Source organism: Streptomyces sp. NPDC005551 (assembly GCF_042871785.1).
In the GTDB taxonomy this organism is placed as follows: domain Bacteria; phylum Actinomycetota; class Actinomycetes; order Streptomycetales; family Streptomycetaceae; genus Streptomyces.
The window spans coordinates 746,877-768,495 of the sequence record NZ_JBIAJE010000003.1 but is presented as its reverse complement, the minus strand read 5'-3'; the positions used below and the strand labels follow the sequence as shown (position 1 = coordinate 768,495).

Annotated in this window: 14 protein-coding genes, 2 tRNA genes and 1 riboswitch; of the genes, 9 read left to right on the top strand and 7 right to left on the bottom strand. The window is 71.9% G+C overall.

All coding sequences use genetic code 11. The annotated features are described in order from the left end of the window. Positions 1-120: 120 nt before the first annotated feature. Positions 121-660 carry a DUF309 domain-containing protein gene (locus ACFYP4_RS11690; protein WP_388784915.1) on the bottom strand — a complete coding sequence of 180 codons (540 nt, stop codon included), beginning with the start codon at positions 658-660 and terminating at the stop codon, positions 121-123. 115 nt (positions 661-775) lie between these two features. Here ACFYP4_RS11690 and ACFYP4_RS11685 point away from each other — a divergent pair. The 7 genes from ACFYP4_RS11685 (at position 776) to ACFYP4_RS11655 (ending at position 10,257) form a co-directional block, all read left to right on the top strand. Next, positions 776-849, top strand: a tRNA-Pro gene (locus ACFYP4_RS11685). Positions 850-1,147: 298 nt separating this feature from the next. Then, the gene (locus ACFYP4_RS11680; protein WP_388784913.1) at positions 1,148-2,962 is read left to right on the top strand and encodes an ABC transporter ATP-binding protein; all 1,815 of its coding nucleotides are present in this window, start codon (positions 1,148-1,150) and stop codon (positions 2,960-2,962) included. Positions 2,963-3,098: 136 nt separating this feature from the next. Continuing rightward, a complete protein-coding gene (locus tag ACFYP4_RS11675) occupies positions 3,099-6,473 on the top strand; it encodes a pyruvate carboxylase (RefSeq protein WP_388784911.1) in 3,375 nt (1,124 codons plus the stop codon). A 177-nt stretch (positions 6,474-6,650) separates the two neighbouring features. After that, positions 6,651-6,744, top strand: a riboswitch (TPP riboswitch). A 55-nt stretch (positions 6,745-6,799) separates the two neighbouring features. Further along, complete coding sequence (gene thiD / locus ACFYP4_RS11670; RefSeq protein ID WP_358850777.1) at positions 6,800-7,621, top strand: bifunctional hydroxymethylpyrimidine kinase/phosphomethylpyrimidine kinase; 822 nt, start codon at positions 6,800-6,802, stop codon at positions 7,619-7,621. Positions 7,622-7,786: 165 nt separating this feature from the next. Further along, positions 7,787-8,986: a serine hydrolase domain-containing protein gene (locus ACFYP4_RS11665; RefSeq protein ID WP_388784909.1), complete on the top strand. Its 1,200-nt coding sequence runs from the start codon at positions 7,787-7,789 to the stop codon at positions 8,984-8,986. A gap of 349 nt (positions 8,987-9,335) precedes the next feature. Then, entirely contained in the window at positions 9,336-10,103 is a 768-nt protein-coding gene (locus ACFYP4_RS11660) for an NPP1 family protein (RefSeq protein ID WP_388784907.1), read from the top strand. A gap of 80 nt (positions 10,104-10,183) precedes the next feature. Beyond that, positions 10,184-10,257 (top strand) — tRNA-Pro (locus tag ACFYP4_RS11655). 75 nt (positions 10,258-10,332) lie between these two features. Here the strand turns inward: ACFYP4_RS11655 and glpK are convergent. The 6 genes from glpK to ACFYP4_RS11625 all read right to left on the bottom strand — a co-directional run bounded on the left by glpK (position 10,333) and on the right by ACFYP4_RS11625 (position 18,708). Beyond that, a complete protein-coding gene (gene glpK, locus ACFYP4_RS11650; protein ID WP_388784905.1) occupies positions 10,333-11,850 on the bottom strand; it encodes a glycerol kinase GlpK in 1,518 nt (505 codons plus the stop codon). 24 nt (positions 11,851-11,874) lie between these two features. Further along, positions 11,875-12,723, bottom strand: a complete 849-nt coding sequence (locus tag ACFYP4_RS11645; RefSeq protein WP_358850749.1) for an MIP/aquaporin family protein — start codon at positions 12,721-12,723, stop codon at positions 11,875-11,877. Between the two features lie 128 nt (positions 12,724-12,851). After that, on the bottom strand, positions 12,852-13,796 hold the full coding sequence (locus ACFYP4_RS11640) for a TauD/TfdA dioxygenase family protein (RefSeq protein ID WP_388784902.1): 945 nt from the start codon (positions 13,794-13,796) through the stop codon (positions 12,852-12,854). Between the two features lie 204 nt (positions 13,797-14,000). Continuing rightward, complete coding sequence (locus ACFYP4_RS11635; protein ID WP_358850747.1) at positions 14,001-16,220, bottom strand: NADP-dependent isocitrate dehydrogenase; 2,220 nt, start codon at positions 16,218-16,220, stop codon at positions 14,001-14,003. A gap of 132 nt (positions 16,221-16,352) precedes the next feature. Then, positions 16,353-17,471 carry a mechanosensitive ion channel family protein gene (locus ACFYP4_RS11630; protein WP_358850746.1) on the bottom strand — a complete coding sequence of 373 codons (1,119 nt, stop codon included), beginning with the start codon at positions 17,469-17,471 and terminating at the stop codon, positions 16,353-16,355. A 271-nt stretch (positions 17,472-17,742) separates the two neighbouring features. Further along, the gene (locus tag ACFYP4_RS11625; RefSeq protein WP_358850745.1) at positions 17,743-18,708 is read right to left on the bottom strand and encodes a lysylphosphatidylglycerol synthase transmembrane domain-containing protein; all 966 of its coding nucleotides are present in this window, start codon (positions 18,706-18,708) and stop codon (positions 17,743-17,745) included. 150 nt (positions 18,709-18,858) lie between these two features. Here ACFYP4_RS11625 and ACFYP4_RS11620 point away from each other — a divergent pair, with 150 nt between their 5' ends. Both ACFYP4_RS11620 and ACFYP4_RS11615 read left to right on the top strand, forming a co-directional pair. After that, positions 18,859-20,787 (top strand): ABC transporter ATP-binding protein, encoded by a 1,929-nt coding sequence (locus tag ACFYP4_RS11620; protein ID WP_358850776.1) that lies wholly within the window; start codon positions 18,859-18,861, stop codon positions 20,785-20,787. Between the two features lie 457 nt (positions 20,788-21,244). Next, a complete protein-coding gene (locus ACFYP4_RS11615; RefSeq protein WP_388784899.1) occupies positions 21,245-21,616 on the top strand; it encodes a hypothetical protein in 372 nt (123 codons plus the stop codon). Positions 21,617-21,619: the final 3 nt, after the last annotated feature.

Sequence of the window (21,619 nt, the reverse complement as noted above, 5' to 3'; positions counted from 1 at the left end):
GAGCGGTCCCCGGCGCCGCCCGGACCGCCACCACCGATCCGGCTCCGGAACCCCGGCGCCACCGGGCGGGCAGCGACGGTGCTCGCCTCAGGCCAAAGTCCCAGCAACGCCGGCCCCGGTCTACCGGGTCACGGTCCCCTTCCCGGTCCCGGTCAGCCTGGGCGCCCGCTGCCCGGCGTCGACCGCCGTCCCGGCCCGCTCCACGCCGTCCGCCAACTCCCTTGCCCAGTCGGCGAGTTCCGCCAGGACCATGCCGTACGGCCGGGGCCGGCCCGTCTCGGCGGCCCACTGCTCGACGGCCCCGCCGCCACGCCGCAGCAGCCGGGCGCCGCCCGTCGTGTTGCCCCGGGCCGCGTGGGTGAGCCCCACCGCGAGCTGGGCCAGCCCGCGCCACAGCCCGCGCTCCTCCTCGGGGCCCGACTTCCAGGCGTCCTCGAAGACCTCGTGGGCGTGGAACGGCTTGCCCGCGTCCAGCAGCGCCTGCGCCTGCGCGACCGTCTCCGCCGGTGCGCGCACGATCCCTTCCGGCTGCCGCTCCACCCCGTCGGCGCCGTACGGCAGGGGGCGGCCCAGCCCGTCCCGGGGCCGGGCGTTGCGTGCCCGTCCCTCCGTGTCCCGGTCGCGTCCGTCGTTCGTCCGACCCTCAGAAATCCCGGTCATCCTCCGATTGTCCCGCCCGGGGCGCGGCGCCGCCCCGGCGCCCCCTTCGGACCCGCCGCCGACGTGCGGTAAAGTTCTGTACGCGCCGTTCCGCGGGTCACCTTGGAAGGCGCACCGGGACGTGGCGCAGCTTGGTAGCGCACTTGACTGGGGGTCAAGGGGTCGCAGGTTCAAATCCTGTCGTCCCGACAGTGTTGACCAGCGGGTCTGCCGATATGGCAGACCCGCTGGTCTGCGTTGTACGGGGCGCGTGATGAGCCGGTGACCGGCCCTGCCCCACCTCCCGTGAGTGGCGTGAAACCGCCGCAAGCCGGGTCGCCGGCCGCGAAAACGCTTGGACCGCGCCGGCGGCGCCGCGACACACTGCGGTTCCCGGACCGCCGGGACGTGCGTGTCGGAGCCGGCGCGAGGCGCGTGACCGTCGTCGTCACCCCTCGCCGGCGGACGGCCCCCGGGGCGGTCGCCGTACGACGACACGGGGGGTGGGATGGGACCGGTCATGTCGCGTGGGACTCCGCCGGGAAAAGGGGCGGTGTCCCTCGCACTTCGTTTCTACGGACGGGAGTTGGCCCGGCTGCGGTGGCTGGCGGTGCCCGCCGTGCTGCTGCCGGCGCTGGGCAACATCGGCCTCAACTACCTCGCGCCGCTCGTCGTCGCCAAACTCGTCGGCCGCATCGCCGGGGACGCCGGAGTCGGCCTCGGCCAGACCCTGCCCTACGTACTCGGCTTCGCCGGCGTGCTGCTGCTCGCGGAGCTGCTGTGGCGCATCGGCCTGCACTGCCTGAACCGGGTCGACGCCCTCGGTATCGAGCACCTGTACGTCGTCGGCATGGACGAGCTGTTCGCCAAGGACGCCGCCTTCTTCCACGACAACTTCGCGGGGTCGCTGACGAAGCGGGTCCTGAGCTTCGCCTCCCGCTTCGAGGAGGGCTTCGACACCCTGACGTTCTCGGTCGTGGGCAGCCTCGTACCGCTGATCTTCGGGTCGGTGGTGCTGTGGCACTACGAACCGCTGCTCGTGGCCGGGCTCCTAATGATGATCGCGCTGACGGCCCTGTGCGTGGCACCCCTCATCCGGCGCCGCCAGGCACTCGTCGGCCGGCGCGAGGAGGCGATCGCCCGGGTGTCCGGCCACGTCGCCGACAGCCTGATGAACATGGACACGGTCCGGGCCTTCGCCGCCGAGGAGGGCGAGGCCGCCGAGCACCGCTCCCGCGTCGCGGAGTCACGACGGCTCACACTGCGGTCGTGGGACTACGGCAACCTGCGCATCGACACGCTGGTCGCGCCGATGTCCGTCCTGACGAACGCGCTCGGCCTGCTGCTCGCGGTGGCCCTGGGCGGTGGCAGGCTCGGGGTCGAGGCGGTCGTGGTCGCCTTCATGTACTACACCAACGCGACACGGATCATGTTCGAGTTCAACCAGATCTACCGCCGTCTGGAGAGCTCGATGACGGAGGCCGCGCAGTTCACCGAGCTGCTGCTGACACCGCCGACCGTGCTCGACCCGCCGTCCCCGCAGCCGCTGCTCTCCCGGGACGCCGACGTCCGCTTCGAGCACGTCACCTTCGCCCACTCCGGCGCGCGGCCGCTGTTCGAGGGCCTCGACCTGGCCGTGCCCAGCGGGGCGAAGGTCGGTCTCGTCGGCCGGTCCGGCGGCGGCAAGACCACGCTCACCCGGCTGCTGCTGCGGATGACGGACATCGACGGCGGGCGGATCCTGATCGGCGGCCAGGACATCAGCGCGCTGCGCCAGGCCGACCTGCGCAGCCTGATCGCGTACGTCCCCCAGGACCCGGCGATGTTCCACCGCACCCTGCGGGCCAACATCGCCTTCGCCCGGCCGGACGCCACGGACGCCGAGATCCGCCGCGCGGCCGGGGCGGCGCACGTCACGGAGTTCGCCGACGCGCTGCCGGAGGGCTTCGACACCATGGTCGGCGAGCGCGGGGTGAAACTGTCCGGCGGCCAGCGCCAGCGGGTCGCCCTCGCCCGGGCGATCCTGCGCGACGCGCCGGTCCTGCTGCTGGACGAGGCCACCAGCGCCCTGGACTCCGAGAGCGAACTCTTGGTGCAGGAGGCGCTGTGGCGGCTCATGGAAGGGCGGACGGCGCTCGTCGTCGCGCACCGGCTGAGCACGGTCGCCGGCATGGACCGGCTCGTCGTCCTGGACCGCGGACGGATCGTCGAACAGGGCACCCACCAGGAACTGCTCACCCGCGGCGGCACCTACGCGAAGCTGTGGCAGCACCAGTCGGGCGGCTTCCTCGACGACAGCCCCGCGCGGGCCGAGCTGCCCTGACCGCGAGGACCCGGGCGGTCGGGGAAGCCGCCGCAGTGGCCTGCTTCACAGCGGGGGAGTGGGCCGCCTCACATGGCGCGGAACGGGCGGGGCCGACACCATGGTGCGCGTCACCGGCAGGCTGAAGGGATCCCGCATGTTCCGCAAGGTGCTGGTCGCCAACCGAGGTGAGATCGCGATTCGCGCGTTCCGTGCCGGCTATGAGCTGGGCGCGCGGACCGTGGCCGTCTTCCCGCACGAGGACCGCAACTCACTGCACCGGTTGAAGGCCGACGAGGCCTACGAGATCGGTGAGCCCGGGCACCCGGTGCGGGCGTATCTCTCCGTCGAGGAGATCGTCCGCGCGGCACGCAGGGCGGGCGCGGACGCGGTCTACCCGGGCTACGGGTTCCTCTCGGAGAACCCCGACCTGGCCCGCGCCTGCGAGGAGGCCGGCATCACCTTCGTGGGGCCTGGCACCGAGACGCTCGAACTGACCGGGAACAAGGCGCGCGCGGTGGCCGCCGCCCGCGCGGCCGGCGTGCCGGTGCTCGGCTCCTCGGCGCCCTCCACCGACGTGGACGAACTCGTCCGGGCCGCGGAGGACGTCGGGTTCCCGGTGTTCGTCAAGGCGGTCGCGGGCGGTGGCGGCCGCGGCATGCGCCGCGTCGAGGACCCCGCCCAGCTCGGCGAGTCCATCGAGGCCGCGTCGCGCGAGGCCGCCTCCGCGTTCGGTGACCCGACGGTCTTCCTGGAGAAGGCGGTCATCGAGCCCCGGCACATCGAGGTGCAGATCCTCGCCGACGGGCAGGGCAACGTCATCCACCTGTTCGAGCGCGACTGCTCGGTGCAGCGCCGCCACCAGAAGGTGATCGAGCTGGCCCCCGCGCCGAACCTGGACCCGGCGTTGCGCGAACGTATCTGCGCCGACGCCGTGCGGTTCGCCCGGGAGATCGGCTACCGCAACGCGGGCACCGTGGAGTTCCTCCTCGACCGCGACGGCAATCACGTCTTCATCGAGATGAACCCGCGCATCCAGGTCGAGCACACGGTGACCGAGGAGGTCACCGACGTCGACCTCGTGCAGGCCCAGCTGCGCATCGCCTCCGGTGAGACCCTGGCCGACCTCGGCCTCTCCCAGGAGACCGTCACCCTGCACGGCGCCGCCCTCCAGTGCCGTATCACCACCGAGGACCCGGCCAACGGCTTCCGCCCGGACACCGGCCGGATCAGCGCCTACCGCTCGCCCGGCGGCTCCGGGATCCGGCTGGACGGCGGCACCACCCACGCCGGTACGGAGATCAGCGCCCACTTCGACTCGATGCTGGTCAAGCTCACCTGCCGGGGCCGTGACTTCGACACCGCGATCGGCCGGGCCCGGCGGGCCGTCGCCGAGTTCCGCATCCGCGGCGTGGCCACGAACATCCCGTTCCTCCAGGCCGTGCTCGACGACCCGGACTTCCGGGGCGGCCGGGTCACGACCTCGTTCATCGAACAGCGTCCGCACCTGCTCACGGCACGGCACTCCGCCGACCGCGGCACGAAACTGCTCACCTATCTCGCCGACGTCACCGTGAACAAGCCGCACGGTGAACGGCCCGAGCTGGTCGACCCCACCACCAAGATCCCGGCCGTGCCGGCCGGGGAACCGCCCGCCGGCTCCCGGCAGCGGCTCGCCGAGCTGGGCCCCGACGGCTTCGCCCGGTGGCTGCGCGCGTCACCGGCCATCGGCGTCACCGACACCACGTTCCGCGACGCACACCAGTCGCTGCTCGCCACCCGCGTCCGCACCAAGGACATGCTCGCCATCGCCCCCGTGGTGGCCAGGACCCTGCCCGAACTGCTGTCCCTGGAGTGCTGGGGCGGCGCCACCTACGACGTCGCGCTCCGCTTCCTCGCCGAGGACCCCTGGGAACGCCTGGCCGCACTGCGCGAGGCGGTGCCGAACATCTGCCTGCAGATGCTGCTGCGCGGCCGCAACACGGTGGGCTACACGCCGTACCCGACGGAGGTGACCGACGCGTTCGTGCAGGAGGCGGCAGCCACCGGCATCGACATCTTCCGGATCTTCGACGCGCTGAACGACGTCGGACAGATGCGGCCCGCCATCGACGCCGTACGGGAGACCGGAACGGCCGTCGCCGAGGTCGCCCTGTGCTACACCTCCGACCTGTCCGACCCGTCCGAGCGGCTGTACACCCTGGACTACTACCTCCGCCTGGCCGAGCAGATCGTCGAGGCGGGCGCCCACGTCCTCGCCGTCAAGGACATGGCGGGCCTGCTGCGCGCCCCGGCCGCCGCCACCCTCGTGTCGGCGCTGCGCCGCGAGTTCGACCTGCCGGTGCACATCCACACCCACGACACCGCGGGCGGCCAGCTCGCCACCTACCTCGCCGCGATCCAGGCCGGGGCGGACGCGGTCGACGGAGCGGTGGCGTCCATGGCCGGGACCACCTCCCAGCCGTCGCTGTCGGGCATCGTCGCCGCGACCGACTACTCGGAGCGGCCGACCGGGCTGAGCCTGCGGGCCGTGGGCGAGCTGGAGCCGTACTGGGAGAGCGTCCGCAAGATCTACGCGCCCTTCGAGGCGGGCCTCGCCTCGCCGACGGGACGGGTCTACCACCACGAGATCCCCGGCGGGCAGCTGTCCAACCTGCGCACGCAGGCCGTCGCGCTGGGCCTCGGCGACCGCTTCGAGGAGATCGAGGCGATGTACGCCGCCGCCGACCGGATCCTCGGCCACCTGGTGAAGGTCACCCCGTCGTCGAAGGTGGTCGGCGACCTCGCCCTCCACCTGGTGGGCGCCGGCGTCGACCCGGCGGACTTCGAGGCCCGCCCGGACCGGTTCGACATCCCGGACTCCGTCATCGGCTTCCTCCGCGGCGAGCTGGGCAATCCGCCCGGCGGATGGCCCGAGCCGTTCCGCACCCGGGCGCTGGAGGGCCGTGCCGCGCCGAAGCCCCGGGAGGAGCTGACCGCGGACGACCGCGACGGTCTGGCGAAGGACCGGCGGGCGACGCTCAACCGGCTGCTGTTCCCCGGGCCGACCCGCGAGTTCCAGACGCACCGGCAGACCTACGGCGACACCAGCGTGCTGGACAGCAAGGACTTCTTCTACGGGCTGCGTCCGGGCAAGGAGTACGCGGTCGACCTCGAACCGGGCGTCCGGCTGCTCATCGAGCTGGAGGCCGTGGGCGAGGCCGACGAACGCGGCATGCGCACCGTGATGTCGGCGCTGAACGGCCAGCTGAGGCCGATCCAGGTGCGCGACGCCGCCGTCTCCTCCGACATCCCGGCCACGGAGAAGGCCGACCGTGCCGACCCCGGACACGTCGCCGCGCCGTTCGCGGGAGTGGTGACGCTCGCCGTCGCCGAGGGGGACGAGGTCGAGGCCGGTGCCACGGTGGCCACCATCGAGGCGATGAAGATGGAGGCCGCGGTCACCGCCTCCAGGAGCGGCACGGTGTCGCGGCTGGCCATCAACCGCATCCAGCAGGTGGAGGGCGGCGACCTGCTCGTGGAGATCGCCTGACGTTCCGCCTGCCCGGCCGGCGGAGGCTGCCGTCCGTCACCGGCGCACGCGCGCGGTGACGCGGTGCGCCGGCTCCGGGTCCCGCCCGGCCGGACCGCGGCCGACCGGACCCGGGGGCGGGCGAGGCCGACGGGACCCGGAGCCGTGGACGGCGCGGCTCCGGCTATCCTGTGCGGCGTACCGGACACGGGGTGCCCCGCACGGGGCTGAGATCACACCCGTCGAACCTGAACCAGTTCGCACTGGCGGAGGGATGTCTCATGTCGTTGCCGCGTGCCCGTGGCGAGGCGGCCGTCGCAGGCCCGCAGCGGGTCTCCCCGGGGCGGATGGCCGCCGCCCCCGCCGGACCGTCCGCCGTACCGGCCCGCGTCCTGACCGTCGCCGGATCGGACTCCGGCGGCGGTGCGGGCATCCAGGCCGACCTGAAGACGATGCTCGCGCTCGGCGCACACGGGATGAGCGTGCTCACCGCGGTCACCGCGCAGAACTCCGTCGGTGTCCAGGGCGCCTGGGAGCTTCCGTCCGAGGCGGTGCGGGCGCAGTACCGCAGCGTCGTCGACGACATCGGCGTGCAGGCGGTGAAGACCGGGATGCTGGCCTCGCCCGAACTCGTCGCCACCGTCGCCGGGTTGCTCGCCGACACCGCCGCACCCGTGGTCGTGGACCCCGTGAGCGTGTCCAAGCACGGCGACCGGCTGCTCGCGGACGAGGCGCTGGACGCCGTACGCTCCGTGCTGCTGCCGGTCGCGACGGTGGCGACGCCCAACCTGGACGAGACGGCGCAGCTCACCGGCGTCCGCGTGACGGACGAGCGGGGCATGTCCGAGGCCGCGGAGCGACTGCTGTCCTACGGGCCGCGCTGGGTCCTGGTCAAGGGCGGGCATCTGCCGGGCGAGGCCGTGGACCTGCTCACGGACGGCACCGAGACGCACTGGCTGCGCGCCCCCCGCCACGACAACCGGCATACGCACGGCACCGGTTGCACCCTGGCCTCGGCCGTCGCCGTGGGGCTGGCGCAGGGGCGGCCGGTGCCCGAGGCGGTGCGGCTCGCGAAGGACTACGTCACGGGCGCGATAGCGGCGGGGTTCCCGCTGGGCGCCGGCCTCGGCCCGGTCGACCACGGCTGGCGGCTGCGCGCGGCCCGCTGAGCCGCCGAACGGGACCGGGCGTACGGGGGCCCTGTCCGGGGCCGTCCGGAGACCCCCGTGGCGCCGAACGGGTGGACTCGCAGGAACGCGTACCGGACGAGGGGGGTGCCCCGGGGAGCGGATGGTGACGTTGCCACCCGAACCCTGACCAGGAAGAGGAGTCCCGTGCGACGTACCCCCTCCCGCCGCCTGTTCGCCGCATCCCTGCTGGTGGCGTCCGTCCTGGCGCCCATGACGGCGATTCCCGCCGCCGCCGATCACGTCGTGGCCGTCGGCCGGCACGACGAGGACAGGACCCCGCCGGACGGCCTCGGCCGCAAACTCACCGCGCGGCTGGACAAGGCCGTCGAGAAGGTCCGCCGCGAGGCAGGCATCCCCGGGGTCGTCGTCGGACTGTGGATGCCCGGCAAGGGGAACTACGTCCGCGCGACCGGAGTCGCCGACACCGGGACCGGCGAGCCGATGAGCACCCGCCAGTTCATCCGGATCGGCAGCGAGACCAAGACCTTCACGGTCACCGCGCTGCTCGAACTGGTCGACGACGGCCGGATCGGACTGGACGACCCGATCTCCGAGTACATCGACGGCGTGCCGAACGGCGACCACATCACCCTCAGGCATCTGGCCGGGATGCGCAGCGGTCTGTTCCCGTACAGCGCCGACCCGGACTTCGAGCACGATCTGCTGAGCGACCCGAGCCGTTCGTTCACCCCGGAGGAGTTGCTCGCGTACGGCTACCGGCACGACAACACCTTCGCACCGGGGACGCAGTTCCAGTACTCCAACAGCAACCTCGTGCTCCTCGGCCTGGTGATCGAGAAGGTCAGCGGCCACCGCCTCGGCGACTTCATCGAGAAGCGGGTCGTGCGGCCGGCCCGCCTGCGCCACACGCTGTTCCCCGAGGACCACGAGTTCCCCGAGCCGCACGCGCGCGGCTACACCGACCAGACGCTCAGCGGTGAGGTGGAGGACTCCACGGACTGGAACCCCAGCTGGGCCTGGGCCGCCGGGCAGATGATCTCGGACCTGCGCGACCTGCGCCGCTGGGCGAAGATCGTGGCGACCGGTGAACTGCTCAGTCCGAAGACCCAGGCGCAACGGCTCAAAACGCTGCCGATCGGCCACCCCGGGACGAGCTACGGCCTCGGCATCTTCAAGTCGGGCGGCTGGCTCGGGCACAACGGCTCCATCCCGGGCTACGAGACGGTGACCGTCTACCTGCCGTCGAAGAAGGCCACCCTGGTGGTGATGATCAACACCGACATCCTCGTCGGAGAGCAGGAGCCGTCCTCGCTCGTCGCCCGGGTGGTCACCGAGATCGCGACGCCGAAGAACGTCTACGACCGTCCGGTCCCCTTGGGTTGAGCACCCGCTGCCCGCTGCCCGGTCCTGCGCGGCCGACCGGGCGGCGGGAGTCGTCCAGCCGCCCGCCGGACAAGCCGCTCGCCGGGCAAGCCGGTCGCCGGGCAAACCGGTCACGCCGGGCAGGCCTGCCGCGTCGGGCCAGCCTGCCACGCTGGCCGCGGTTGGTGAGGCCCGGCGCGGCCGTGTGACCGCGCGCCTCACCAACCCGCGTTCTCGCGAATCCGGTTGATCCTTCATCACTCCGACACCTGCCGCCTCTGGTGCTTTCGGCGACGGCCCGGAAAGCTGAGCTGGGCATGTCAATGCGACCGTCCGCTCCGCCCCCACCGCGGTCGACCAGGAGGACGTAGTGAAGAAGAACTCACGCACCCGCCAAGTCTCGGTGATCCTCGGCAGCGCGCTCGCGCTGGTCGTCGCCCTCCCGGGCAGCGCGCTCGCAGCTCCGCCCACGGCCCTGCCGGCCGACGCGGACGGACTGGAGCAGACGTTCCAGCCGGCCTTCGACTACGACACGGACGGCTGCTACCCGACGCCGGCCATCGGCCCCGACGGGACCCTGAACGCCGGCCTCAACCCGTCGGGCGCCCTGAACGGGCAGTGCCGCGACTCCTGGGACCTCGACAACACCAACGGCTACGCGCGCGAGAAGTGCAACAACGGGTGGTGCGCGATCATGTACGGCCTCTACTTCGAGAAGGACCAGGCCCTGGCCGGCAGCAGCCTCGGCGGGCACCGTCACGACTGGGAGCACGTCGTGGTGTGGGTGCAGAACGACCAGGCCCAGTACGTCTCCACCTCCGCGCACGGCGGCTTCAGCGTCTACGGCCGCGACCGGATCCGGTGGGACGGCACCCATCCCAAGGTCGTCTACCACAAGGACGGTGTGAGCACGCACTGCTTCCGCCCGGCCAACTCCAACGACGAGCCGCCGGAGAACCACTCCCACGCCTGGCGCTTCCCGAGCCTCGTCGGCTGGAACGGCTATCCCGCCGGTCTCCGCGACAGGCTGAGCCAGGCCAACTGGGGCAGCGCCGTCTTCGGCCTCAAGGACGGCAACTTCAACGCGCACCTGGCGAAGGCCAAGCCGGCCGGCATCACCTTCGACCCCAACGCCTGACGAGCACGCGCGGCGAGACCGGCCGTGCGCGTGCGGTAGGGTTCACCTGCGCGATCACGTGGGCCACCACGGGAACGCGGCGGGACGTGGCGCAGCTTGGTAGCGCACTTGACTGGGGGTCAAGGGGTCGCAGGTTCAAATCCTGTCGTCCCGACTTTACGAAGTCGCAGGCCGAAGGCCGTACCGGAACCTCCGGTACGGCCTTCGGCCGTTGCGCCGCCGGGCCCGGCTACTCGACCTTCGCCCAGTCGAGCGTGCGCTCCACCGCCCGCTTCCAGCCCGCGTAGCCCTCCGCGCGCCGGTCTTCGGACCACTGGGGCTCCCAGCGCTTGGACTCCTGCCAGTGGGTGCGCAGTTCGTCGGTGTCGCGCCAGAAGCCGGTGGCCAGCCCCGCCGCGTAGGCGGCGCCGAGCGCCGTCGTCTCGGCGACGACGGGACGGCTGACCGGTACGCCGAGGACGTCCGCCTGGATCTGCATGCACAGGTCGTTGGCGGTCACGCCGCCGTCGACCTTCAGCACGTCGAGGTGGACCCCGGAGTCCTGCTCCATCGCCTCCACGACGTCGCGGCTCTGGTAGCAGATGGACTCCAGCGTGGCCCTGGCCAGGTGGCCGCCGTCGTTGTACCGGGCGAGGCCGACGATCGCGCCGCGCGCGTCGGAGCGCCAGTACGGGGCGAAGAGACCCGAGAACGCGGGCACGAAGTAGATGCCGCCGTTGTCCTCGACGGTCTTCGCCAGGGTCTCGCTCTCGGCCGCGTCATTGATGATCTTCATCTGGTCACGCAGCCACTGCACGGCGGATCCGGTGACCGCGATCGAGCCCTCCAGGGCGTAGATCGCCGGGCTGTCGCCGAACTGGTACGCCACGGTCGTGAGCAGGCCGTGCTGCGAACGGACCAGTTCCGTACCGGTGTTGAGCACCAGGAAGTTGCCGGTGCCGTAGGTGTTCTTGGCCTCGCCCGGCGCGTAGCAGACCTGCCCGACGGTGGCCGCCTGCTGGTCGCCGAGCACGCCGGTGATGGGAATCGGGGCGCGCAGCGGCCGGGAGGTCCGGGTCACCCCGAACGCCTCCCGGTGGGACGAGGGGCTGATGGCGGGCAGCATGGCCCGGGGGATGCCGAAGAAGCCCAGCAGTTCGTCGTCCCAGTCGAGGGTCTCCAGGTCCATCAGCATGGTGCGGCTGGCGTTGGTCACGTCGGTGGCGTGGATACCGCCGTCGGGACCGCCCGTCAGGTTCCACAGGACCCAGGCGTCCGTGTTGCCGAAGAGGGCGTGGCCGTGCTCGGCCGCCTCACGGACCCCGTCGACGTTCTCCAGGATCCACTGGATCTTGCCGCCGGAGAAGTAGGTCGCCGGCGGCAGCCCCGCCTTGCGGCGGATGACGTCGCCCTGCCCCGAGCGTTCCAGCGCCGCGGCGATGGAGTCGGTGCGGGTGTCCTGCCAGACGATGGCGTTGTAGTAGGGACGGCCGTTGCGCGGGTCCCAGACCACCGTGGTCTCCCGCTGGTTGGTGATGCCGATCGCCGCCAGGTCGGTCGGGGACAGGTTCCCGTGCCGCATGGCGTTCTGCATCACCGAGTTGGTGCGCTCCCAGATCTCCACCGGATCGTGTTCGACCCAGCCGGAGCGCGGCATGATCTGGGCGTGTTCGAGCTGGTGCTTCGCCACCTCGTTGCCGGCGTGGTCGAAGATCATGAAACGGGTGCTGGTGGTCCCTTGGTCCACCGCGCCCACGAAGTCCGCCATGGGAATACGCCTCCTTCGCGGGCGTCAGGACTCGTCGGGTGAGGGGACGCGTCCGGGGGGCTCCGGCTCCGCCGTCGGCAGGAACCGGCCGATCAGGAGCTTGTACAGGCCGGCGCCGAGCAGTCCGCCGATCAGCGGGCCGATGATCGGCACCCAGAAGTAGAAGTTCCCGTACTGATCTCGCCAGGCTCCGCCGTATCCGGTCAGGAAGCTGGCCAGCCGGGGCCCGAAGTCGCGCGCCGGGTTGATCGCGTAGCCCGCGTTGGTACCCCAGGCCATGCCGATCGCGACCACGACGAGACCGATGATGAACGGTGCCAGGTTGGCGCCGGGCGGCGTGTTGAGCAGGTCCGTGATGGCCAGGATCAGCAGCAGCAGGATCGCGGTGCCGATGATCTGGTCGCGGAACGCGCCCCACTCGTGGACCGGCAGATTCGGGTTGCCGTTCGCCGGAAGGGTGGAGAACACGCCCTGTGTGTTGATGGTGTGGCCGGGGTCGGCCTTGGCCAGCGCCTCGGAGTAGTTCCAGCGCACCAGCAGGGCGGCCACGAAGGCGCCGGCCGTCTGGGCCAGCGCGTACGGAGCCACCTTGCTCCACGGGAACCCCTTGAACGCGGCCAGCGCGACGGTCACCGCGGGGTTGAGGTGAGCACCGCTCAGCCGTGCCGCCACGTAGACGCCGAGGGTCACGCCGAGGCCCCAGGCCCAGGCGATGCTGTCGTGGTTGCCGAGACCGCCCGCAGGCGTCGTGAGTGCGCCGCCGGCGACCACCTGGGCCACCACGCCGCAACCGAAGAGGATGAGAATCATGGTGCCGAGGAACTCGGCCGACATCTCGCCGGCCAGCCCCAGCCGCTTGAATCGCTCAGCCATGGAAGCCCACTTCCCACCGGCATGGAGCCGGCCGTCGACTGTCCGAGCCCTCCCCGCATCAGAATAGGACGATCAAGCGACAAACGCACAAGGGGCGGAATATCCACTTTTGTGGCACGCGGGTGTGCTCAGGACGGGTGCAGCGGGGAGCCGGTCAGGGCTTCGGAGGGCCTGCCGTCCACGCCCTTCGGGATGTCGCCCGCGAGCATGACGCGGTGCATGACCCGGGGGTGGTCGAGGTGGCCGGTGTCGCCGGGGGCGAGATGGACGGTGGCCCGGTTGTCCCAGAACGCGACGCTGCCCGGCTCCCAGCGGAAGCGGACCGTGTACTCGGGGCGGGTCGCCTGCTCGACGAACATCTCCAGCAGCCGCAGGTTCTCCGCGCGGGACACGCCCAGGATCCGCTCCACGTAGTACCCGTTGACGAACAGCAGGCGCTCACCCGTCTCCGGGTGCACCCGCACCAGGGGGTGCACCGAGGCGACCTGATGGTCCTGGAGGTGCTGGACGTAGGCGTCGTGGCCGGGACGCGGCTGGTATCCGACGCCGAGCCGGTGCTCCGCGCGCAGTCCCTCGGCGAAGCGCTTCACCGGCTCGGACAGGCCCGCGTAGGCGGCCGCCAGATTCGACCAGGTGGTGTCCCCGCCGTACGGGGGGACGGTCTCCGCGCGCAGGATGGTGGCCGCCGGCGGATCGATCCGGGCCCCGTGGTCGCAGTGCCAGCCCCGCAGCAGTGTGTGGCGGCGCCGCTCCAGCCATTCGTCGCGGTCCATGCCGTACCGCCCGGCCAGCTCGAGCCGGTCCGCCGTCGTCTCCACCAGCGGAAAATCCGCCGGGGACGCCGTGCCGCGGGACCGCAGGGCGACCGGTTCCCCGAAGCGGCGGGCGAGCGCCACATGGGCGGCGTGATCCAGGCGCTGGTCCCGGAAGAACACCACCTTCCAGCGCAGCACCGCCGCCCTGATCGCCGCGACGACCGCGTCGTCCAGGGGCCCTGCCAGGTCCACTCCGCCGATCTCCGCGCCGGTGTGGCCCGAGGCCGGCCGCACATCGATACCGGCGTCCGCTGTCACGTCTCACTCCGTTCCGTCGAGTCCGGTGGGCCGTCGACCGCCGAAACCCGGATCGCGGCCCCGTTGATCGCTACCCGCCCCCGGCCCTGCGAACCCGCACGGGTCCCGGCGCACCCCACCACGGCGGCCGAGACGGCAGCCGCCCCGGCCGGAGGGATCCCGGCCGGGGCGGCTGTGTGCGGACGGCGGGTCCGCGGCGGTGCGTCAGGCAAGGATCGCCAGCGCCTCGTTCCACGTCTTCGACGGGCGCATGACGGCCGTGGCCTTGGTGACGTCGGGCTGGTAGTAGCCGCCGATCTCGGCCGGCTTGCCCTGCGCGGCGATCAACTCGTCGACGATCGCCCGCTCCTTGGCGGACAGCGTCTCGGCGAGCGGGCCGAACGCCTTGGCGAGGTCGGCGTCCTCGGTCTGCGCGGCCAGCTCCTGGGCCCAGTACAGGGACAGGTAGAAGTGGCTGCCGCGGTTGTCGATGCCGCCGACGCGCCGGGTCGGGGACTTGTCGTTCTCCAGGAAGGAGGCCGTCGCGCGGTCGAGCGTGTCGGCGAGGACCTGGGCGCGCGCGTTGCCCGTGGTCGTCGCGAGGTGCTCGAAGCTGGACGCCAGCGCGAGGAACTCGCCGAGGCTGTCCCAGCGCAGGTAGTTCTCCTTGACCAGCTGCTGCACGTGCTTCGGCGCGGAACCGCCCGCGCCCGTCTCGAAGAGGCCGCCGCCGTTCATGAGCGGCACGATCGAGAGCATCTTGGCGCTGGTGCCCAGCTCCAGGATCGGGAACAGGTCGGTCAGGTAGTCGCGCAGGACGTTGCCGGTGACGGAGATCGTGTTCTCGCCGCGGCGGATGCGCTCCAGGGAGAACGCGGTCGCCTCGACCGGGGACAGGATCTTGATGTCCAGGCCCTCGGTGTCGTGCTCGGGCAGGTACCGCTTGACCTTCTCGATCAGCCGGGCGTCGTGCGCGCGGGTCTCGTCCAGCCAGAACACGGCCGGGTCGCCGGTCGCGCGGGCGCGGGTGACGGCGAGCTTGACCCAGTCCTTGATCGGGGCGTCCTTGGTCTGGCAGGCGCGGAAGATGTCACCGGCCGAGACGGTCTGCTCCAGGACGGTGTTCCCGGACTGGTCGACGAGGCGGACCGTGCCGGTGGCGGGGATCTCGAAGGTCTTGTCGTGGCTGCCGTACTCCTCGGCCTTCTGCGCCATCAGACCGACGTTCGGGACCGAGCCCATCGTGGACGGGTCGAAGGCGCCGTTGGCGCGGCAGTCGTCGATGACGACCTGGTACACGCCGGAGTAGCTGCTGTCCGGCAGGACCGCGAGGGTGTCGGCCTCCTGGCCGTCCGGACCCCACATGTGGCCGGAGGTGCGGATCATCGCCGGCATGGAGGCGTCGACGATGACGTCCGAGGGGACGTGCAGGTTGGTGATGCCCTTGTCGGAGTCGACCATCGCCAGCTCCGGGCCCTCGGCGAGCTCGGCGTCGAAGGACGCCTTGATCTCGGCGCCCTCGGGAAGCGCCTCGAGGCCCTTGTAGAGGCCGCCGAGACCGTCGTTCGGGGAGAGACCGGCCGCGGCGAGGGTCTCGCCGTACTTCGCGAACGTCTTCGGGAAGAAGGCGCGGACCACGTGACCGAAGATGATCGGGTCGGAGACCTTCATCATCGTGGCCTTCAGGTGCACCGAGAACAGCACGCCCTCGGCCTTGGCGCGGGCGATCTGCGCCGTGAGGAACTCGCGCAGCGGCGCGACGTGCATCACGGACGCGTCCACGACCTCGCCGGCCAGGACGGGTACGGACTCGCGCAGCACGGTGGTGGAGCCGTCGTCGGCCGTGAGCTCGATGCGCAGGGAACCCGGCTCGGAGATGACCGTGGACTTCTCGGTGGAGCGGAAGTCGTCGACGCCCATGGTGGCGACGTTCGTCTTCGACTCGGCGGTCCAGGCGCCCATGCGGTGCGGGTGGGCCTTGGCGTAGTTCTTCACCGAGGACGGGGCGCGGCGGTCGGAGTTGCCCTCGCGCAGCACCGGGTTCACGGCGGAGCCCTTGACCTTGTCGTAACGGGCGCGGATGTCCCGCTCCTCGTCGGTCTTCGGGTCGTCCGGGTAGGCCGGCAGCGCGTAACCCTGCTCCTGGAGCTCGGCGACGGCCGCCTTCAGCTGCGGGATCGAGGCCGAGATGTTCGGCAGCTTGATGATGTTGGCCTCGGGCGTCTTGGCCAGCTCACCGAGCTCCGCCAGGGCGTCGGGGATGCGCTGGCCCTCCTCCAGGTACTCGGGGAAGAGGGCGATGATGCGCCCGGCAAGCGAGATGTCACGGGTTTCCACAGTGACACCGGCCTGCGACGCGTATGCCTGGACCACCGGCAAGAACGAATGGGTCGCCAGGGCCGGGGCCTCGTCGGTGTGCGTATAGATGATGGTCGAGTCAGTCACCGGTGCTCCGCTCCACGTCTGCAACATTGCTCGACATCAAGATATCTCGTGACCGGCCCCCGTTCGACAGGGCCCTGCCCGCCGTCCGCCCGCCCGTCCACGGCGGGGCGCCGCCCGCGGCGGCTCCCGGAGCTACGGCAGCCGCGTCCGTGCCTCCCGCTGGTGCGGGATGCCGGACTCGGGGAGGACGGTGCCGGGGCCGACGGCGTCGGGCAGGGACGACGCGCCCTGCTGGAGCGCCACCGTCCGGGTCGGCGCCGGGATCCTGATGCCCTCGTCCCGGTAGCGCCGGTGCAGCCGCTTGATGAACTCGTGCTTGATCCGGTACTGGTCGCTGAACTCGCCCACGCCGAGGATCACCGTGAAGCCGATGCGCGAGTCGCCGAAGGTGTGGAAGCGGACGGCGGGCTCGTGCTCGGGGACGGCCCCGGTGATCTCCGTCATCACTTCGGCGATCACCTCGGTGGTGACGCGCTCGACGTGCTCCAGGTCGCTGTCGTAGCCCACGCCGACCTGCACGAGCAGGGTCATCTCCTGCTCGGGTCGGGTGAAGTTGGTCATGTTGGTGCCCGCGAGCTGGGCGTTCGGGATGATCACCAGGTTGTTGGAGAGCTGGCGGACGGTCGTGTTGCGCCAGTTGATGTCGACGACGTAGCCCTCCTCGCCGCTGCTGAGACGGATGTAGTCGCCGGGCTGGATCGTCTTCGAGGCGAGGATGTGGACGCCGGCGAAGAGGTTGGCGAGGGTGTCCTGGAGCGCCAGCGCGACCGCGAGACCGCCCACGCCGAGGGCCGTGAGCAGCGGGGCTATGGAGACGCCCAGGGTCTGCAGCATGATCAGGAAGCCCATCGCCAGCACCACGACGCGCGTGATGTTGACGAAGATGGTCGCGGAACCCGCGACGCCCGACCGGGACTGGGCGAGACTGCCCACCAGGCCGGTGATGACCCGGGCCGCGGTGACGGTGGCGACCAGGATGAGGACCACGGTCAGGACCCGGTTCACGTTCCGTCCCACCGAGGCGGTCAGCGGCAACGCCGTGGCCGCCGTCGCGATGCCCGCGGACACCGCCGCCCACGGCACGAGGGTCCGCAGCGCGTCGACGAGGACGTCGTCGCCGCTCCAGCGGGTGCGCAGCGCGTGCTTGCCCAGCCAGCGCAGCAGCATCCGCAGCAGGAAGGCCGTCGCGAGGCCCGCCGCGAGGGCGATGCCGGCGACGACGAGATCGTCCAGGGTCAGGGCGCGGTTCACCGGTCGCCTCTCGTACGGCCGAGGGAAGGGCTCGTGGGCCCGATGTGAAGTGTCGTCACTTGCCACCTGCTCGAATCCGGGAATGCACGATCGCGCCGGACGGGTACGTGCCGTCCGGGACGACCGCTCATCCTGCCGCATCCGGCTGCCCACCCGTCACCGGGCCTGCGGGACGGGGCCGTTCGGTCCGTACCGGCATCCGCCGCTCCGCGCCCCGGCTCGACTCCCGTCGGCCGCGCACGTCGTCGGCGCCGCGCCGTGTCCGCCGGGCTCAGACGACCTTCAGCCGCAGCAGGGCGCCCAGGGTCAGCGCCCCGGGCAGCAGCGGCAGCCAGACGGTGATGATCCGGTAGCCGAGGACCGCGGCGGTCGCCAGGGCCGCCGGGCTGCCCGCGGCCACGAGCGTGACGATCAGTGCCGCCTCGACCGAGCCGATACCGCCCGGCACCGGCACGAGCGCGACGGCGACCGTGGCCGCCAGATACGCCACGGCCAGATGCGCGGGCGGCACCGGCACGTGCAACGCCCGCCCCACCGCCGCCAGTCCGGCGGCCTGGAGCGCCGGAAACGCCAGCGATCCGCCCCACAGGGCGCACGCACGGGCCGGCCGGACGTGCACGGAACGCGCCTCACCGAGCGCGGTCCGCAGGAACGAGCCGACGGCCGCGCGCAGCCGGCGGACGAGCAGCAGGACCGTGACCGCGGCGCAGAGGACCGCCGCCACGGCGAGCAGCAGGGGGCAGGCCGCACCCGGCGGTACCAGGGTCCCCGGGCGCAGCGCGTCCGGAAAGGCGATCATCAGCACGAGCAGCAGGCCCACCCGGGTGACCGACTCCGCGAGCAGGTACAGCGCCAGCGCGGCCGACGCGCGGGCCGGCGGGACACCGCACACCGTCATGAAGCGGAGGTTGACCGCGCTCGCCCCGAGGCCCGTGGGGAGCAGGTGGTTGGCCGCGCCCGCCGCGAACTGCGTGGCGAGCAGCCGGCCCGCGGGCAGCCGCTCGACGACCGCGCCCTGCCGGGTGAAGGCCGCGGCCACCCAGGTCAGACAGGTCGCCGCGGCGGCCACCGCCAGCCACGGCAGCTCGGCGCCCCGCAGGTGCCCGAAGCCTTCCTGGATCACGGCACGCCGGCGCACCGCCACCCACAGCACCAGGGCGAGCGGGAGCAGGCACAGCAGCTGCCGGACCGGAACGCGTCGGGAAAGGGTCTCGGGAGGGCGTACGACGGCTGTCACATCCGGAGAGGTTTTCCACACCGGACCAACGTGGGGTTGCGGACGCGAGGACGGCCGCTGACACACCGGGCAAGGCACGGAAGAACCGGGAGAGACCGCTGAACCGTTGACCTCAACGTTGCTTGAGGTCCTAACGTCTCTCTCATGAGTATGGAGACCACAGCCTGGATGCAACTGCACAGCGTCATGAACGCGCAGCAGGAGCGCCGCCCCTTCGCCCGCGTCACCCTGCGCCGCATCGCCGCCTTCGCCCGCCCGCACCGCCGCCGCATCGCCTGGTTCGTGGCGCTCAGCGTGGTCACCGCCCTGCTCGCCGTCGCCACGCCGGTCCTCGCGGGACGCGTCGTGGACGCCATCGTGTCCGGCGGCGACGAGAGCACGGTGACCCGGCTCGCCGTGCTCATCGCGGTCATCGCCTTCGCCGAGGCGGCGCTCGGGATCGTCGGACGCTGGCTGTCGTCGACGCTGGGGGAGGGGCTCATCCTCGATCTGCGGACGGCGGTGTTCGATCATGTGCAGCGCATGCCGGTCGCGTTCTTCACACGTACCCGTACGGGCGCGCTCGTCAGCCGGCTCAACAACGACGTGATCGGTGCGCAGCGGGCCTTCAGCAACACCCTGTCCGGAGTCGTCGGCAACGTCGTGACCCTGCTGCTCACCCTCGCCGTGATGCTCACCCTGTCCTGGCAGATCACCCTGCTCGCGCTGGTGCTGCTCCCGGTGTTCGTGGTCCCGGCCCGCCGCATGGGCAGCCGGATGGCCAGGCTCCAGCGCGAGGCGGCGGACCTCAACGCCTCGATGGGCACCCGGATGACCGAGCGCTTCTCGGCACCCGGCGCCACCCTCGTCAAACTGTTCGGGCGGCCCGGCGACGAGTCCGCCGAGTTCGCGGCCCGGGCCCGCCGCGTACGGGACATCGGGATCCGCACGGCGATGGCGCAGTCCGCGTTCATCACCGCACTGACCCTGGTGTCCGCCCTGGCCCTCGCCCTCGTGTACGGGCTCGGCGGCTGGTTCGCCCTGCGCGGCAGCCTGGAACCGGGCGCCGTCGTCTCGCTCGCCCTGCTCCTCACCCGCCTCTACGCCCCGCTCACCTCGCTCGCCGGGGCCCGCGTGGAGGTCATGAGCGCCCTCGTCAGCTTCGAGCGCGTCTTCGAGGTCCTCGACCTGAAACCCCTCATCGAGGAGAAGCCGGACGCCCGCGAGGTCCCGGAGGGCCCGGTGTCCGTGGAGTTCGAGAACGTCCGCTTCGCCTACCCCTCCGCCGACAAGGTCTCCCTCGCCTCGCTGGAGGAGGTCGCCGCCCTCGACACGCGCGGCGGCGCCGAGGTCCTGCACGGCGTCTCCTTCCGTGCCGAACCCGGCAGGACCGTCGCCCTCGTCGGATCCTCCGGCGCCGGCAAGTCCACCATCGCCCAGCTGCTGCCACGGCTGTACGACACCGACGAGGGCGTCATCCGCATCGGCGGCGTCGACGTCCGCGACCTGAGCGCCGAGTCGATGCGCGCGACCCTCGGCATGGTCACCCAGGACGGGCACCTCTTCCACGACTCGGTCCGGGCCAACCTGCTGCTCGCCCGTCCCACCGCGACCGAGGACGAACTGTGGGGCGTCCTGCGCCGCGCCCGGCTGGAAGACCTCGTCCGGTCCCTGCCCGACGGTCTCGACACGGTGGTCGGCGAGCGCGGCTACCGGCTCTCCGGCGGCGAGCGCCAGCGCATGACCATCGCCCGGCTGCTGCTCGCCCGGCAGCGCGTCGTCATCCTCGACGAGGCCACCGCCCACCTGGACAACACCTCGGAGGCGGCCGTCCAGGAGGCGCTCGCCGAGGCACTGGAGGGACGGACGGCCGTCGTGATCGCCCACCGCCTGTCGACCGTGCGGGCAGCCGACGCCATCCTCGTCGTCGAGGCCGGACGGATCGTGGAACGCGGCACGCACGACGAACTGCTGGCGGCGGACGGCCGGTACGCGGAGCTGTACCGGACGCAGTTCGCCAAGGCGGGCACCGCCCGCGACGGCGGGACGGACCGGGCGGACACGGCCCCCGGGGAGACACCCCGGGCCGTGGTGGCCTGAGCCCCCGCGGGCGGGGGCTCAGGGGCTCTCGTGGGTGGCGTGTGTCCCGCGGGGGTGGGGGCTCAGGGGCTTGTGGTCCGCGGCCGTGAGTCCCCGAGCGCCGGGCTCAGGGGCTCACGGTTCCCGCCCGGGCGACCGGCAGCAGGACGGTTACACCGTCGGGCGTGCCGGATGCCGTAACTCTTCGCGGCTACGGGCTGATTGATGACATCGGTCGGGCGAATTGACCCGTCCTTATGTAGGGCGCCCGGGGGCGGCGTCGGCTCGCCGCGCTGCACGCCTATGGCGAGTTGCAGCCGATTGTCCGGGCCGGGACGAAGACCGGACGAGCGCCCAGGCGTGCCGTGGGGCGGATGCCGTGACGGAGGTGTGTGCGCCACATGGCGTGTGATCTTCGTACATGCAGCGCGTGTTAGCCTGCCCGCGATCATGATCAACTGCGTACGGGGGAGGCACGGTGGGCTCGGACGGCTACCAGGTCAGGGCGGGTATGACCGGCCAGGCCCAGCAACTCGACGACGCCGGAACGGACATGGACGGCGTCACCTCGGCCGTCAAGTCCCGCACGACGTACTCGTACGGCGATGTCGGCGGCGAGGACGCCGCGGCGGCGCTGAACGCGTTCGTCAAGGCCTGGGAGGCGGAGGCCAAGACCCTGGCGTCGGCGTTGCACGAGCTGGGTGGCAAGGTCCAGTTGGCCAAGAAGACCTACCACGGCACCGACGGCCTGGTGAAGACGCACGCGGACAGTGTCACCGTCGGCGGCGCGAGCGGTCTCACCGACACATCGACGCAGGGCGGCCGCATCTCCGCCCTGTCGAGCTACTGAGGA

Bases quoted from the DNA above. Each gene is read 5' to 3' on its own strand.
- ACFYP4_RS11690 (WP_388784915.1), bottom strand. From the start codon at position 660: ATGACCGGGATTTCTGAGGGTCGGACGAACGACGGACGCGACCGGGAC.
- ACFYP4_RS11680 (WP_388784913.1), top strand. From the start codon at position 1,148: ATGGGACCGGTCATGTCGCGTGGGACTCCGCCGGGAAAAGGGGCGGTG.
- ACFYP4_RS11675 (WP_388784911.1), top strand. From the start codon at position 3,099: ATGTTCCGCAAGGTGCTGGTCGCCAACCGAGGTGAGATCGCGATTCGC.
- thiD (WP_358850777.1), top strand. From the start codon at position 6,800: ATGGCCGCCGCCCCCGCCGGACCGTCCGCCGTACCGGCCCGCGTCCTG.
- glpK (WP_388784905.1), bottom strand. From the start codon at position 11,850: ATGGCGGACTTCGTGGGCGCGGTGGACCAAGGGACCACCAGCACCCGT.
- ACFYP4_RS11645 (WP_358850749.1), bottom strand. From the start codon at position 12,723: ATGGCTGAGCGATTCAAGCGGCTGGGGCTGGCCGGCGAGATGTCGGCC.
- ACFYP4_RS11620 (WP_358850776.1), top strand. From the start codon at position 18,859: ATGGAGACCACAGCCTGGATGCAACTGCACAGCGTCATGAACGCGCAG.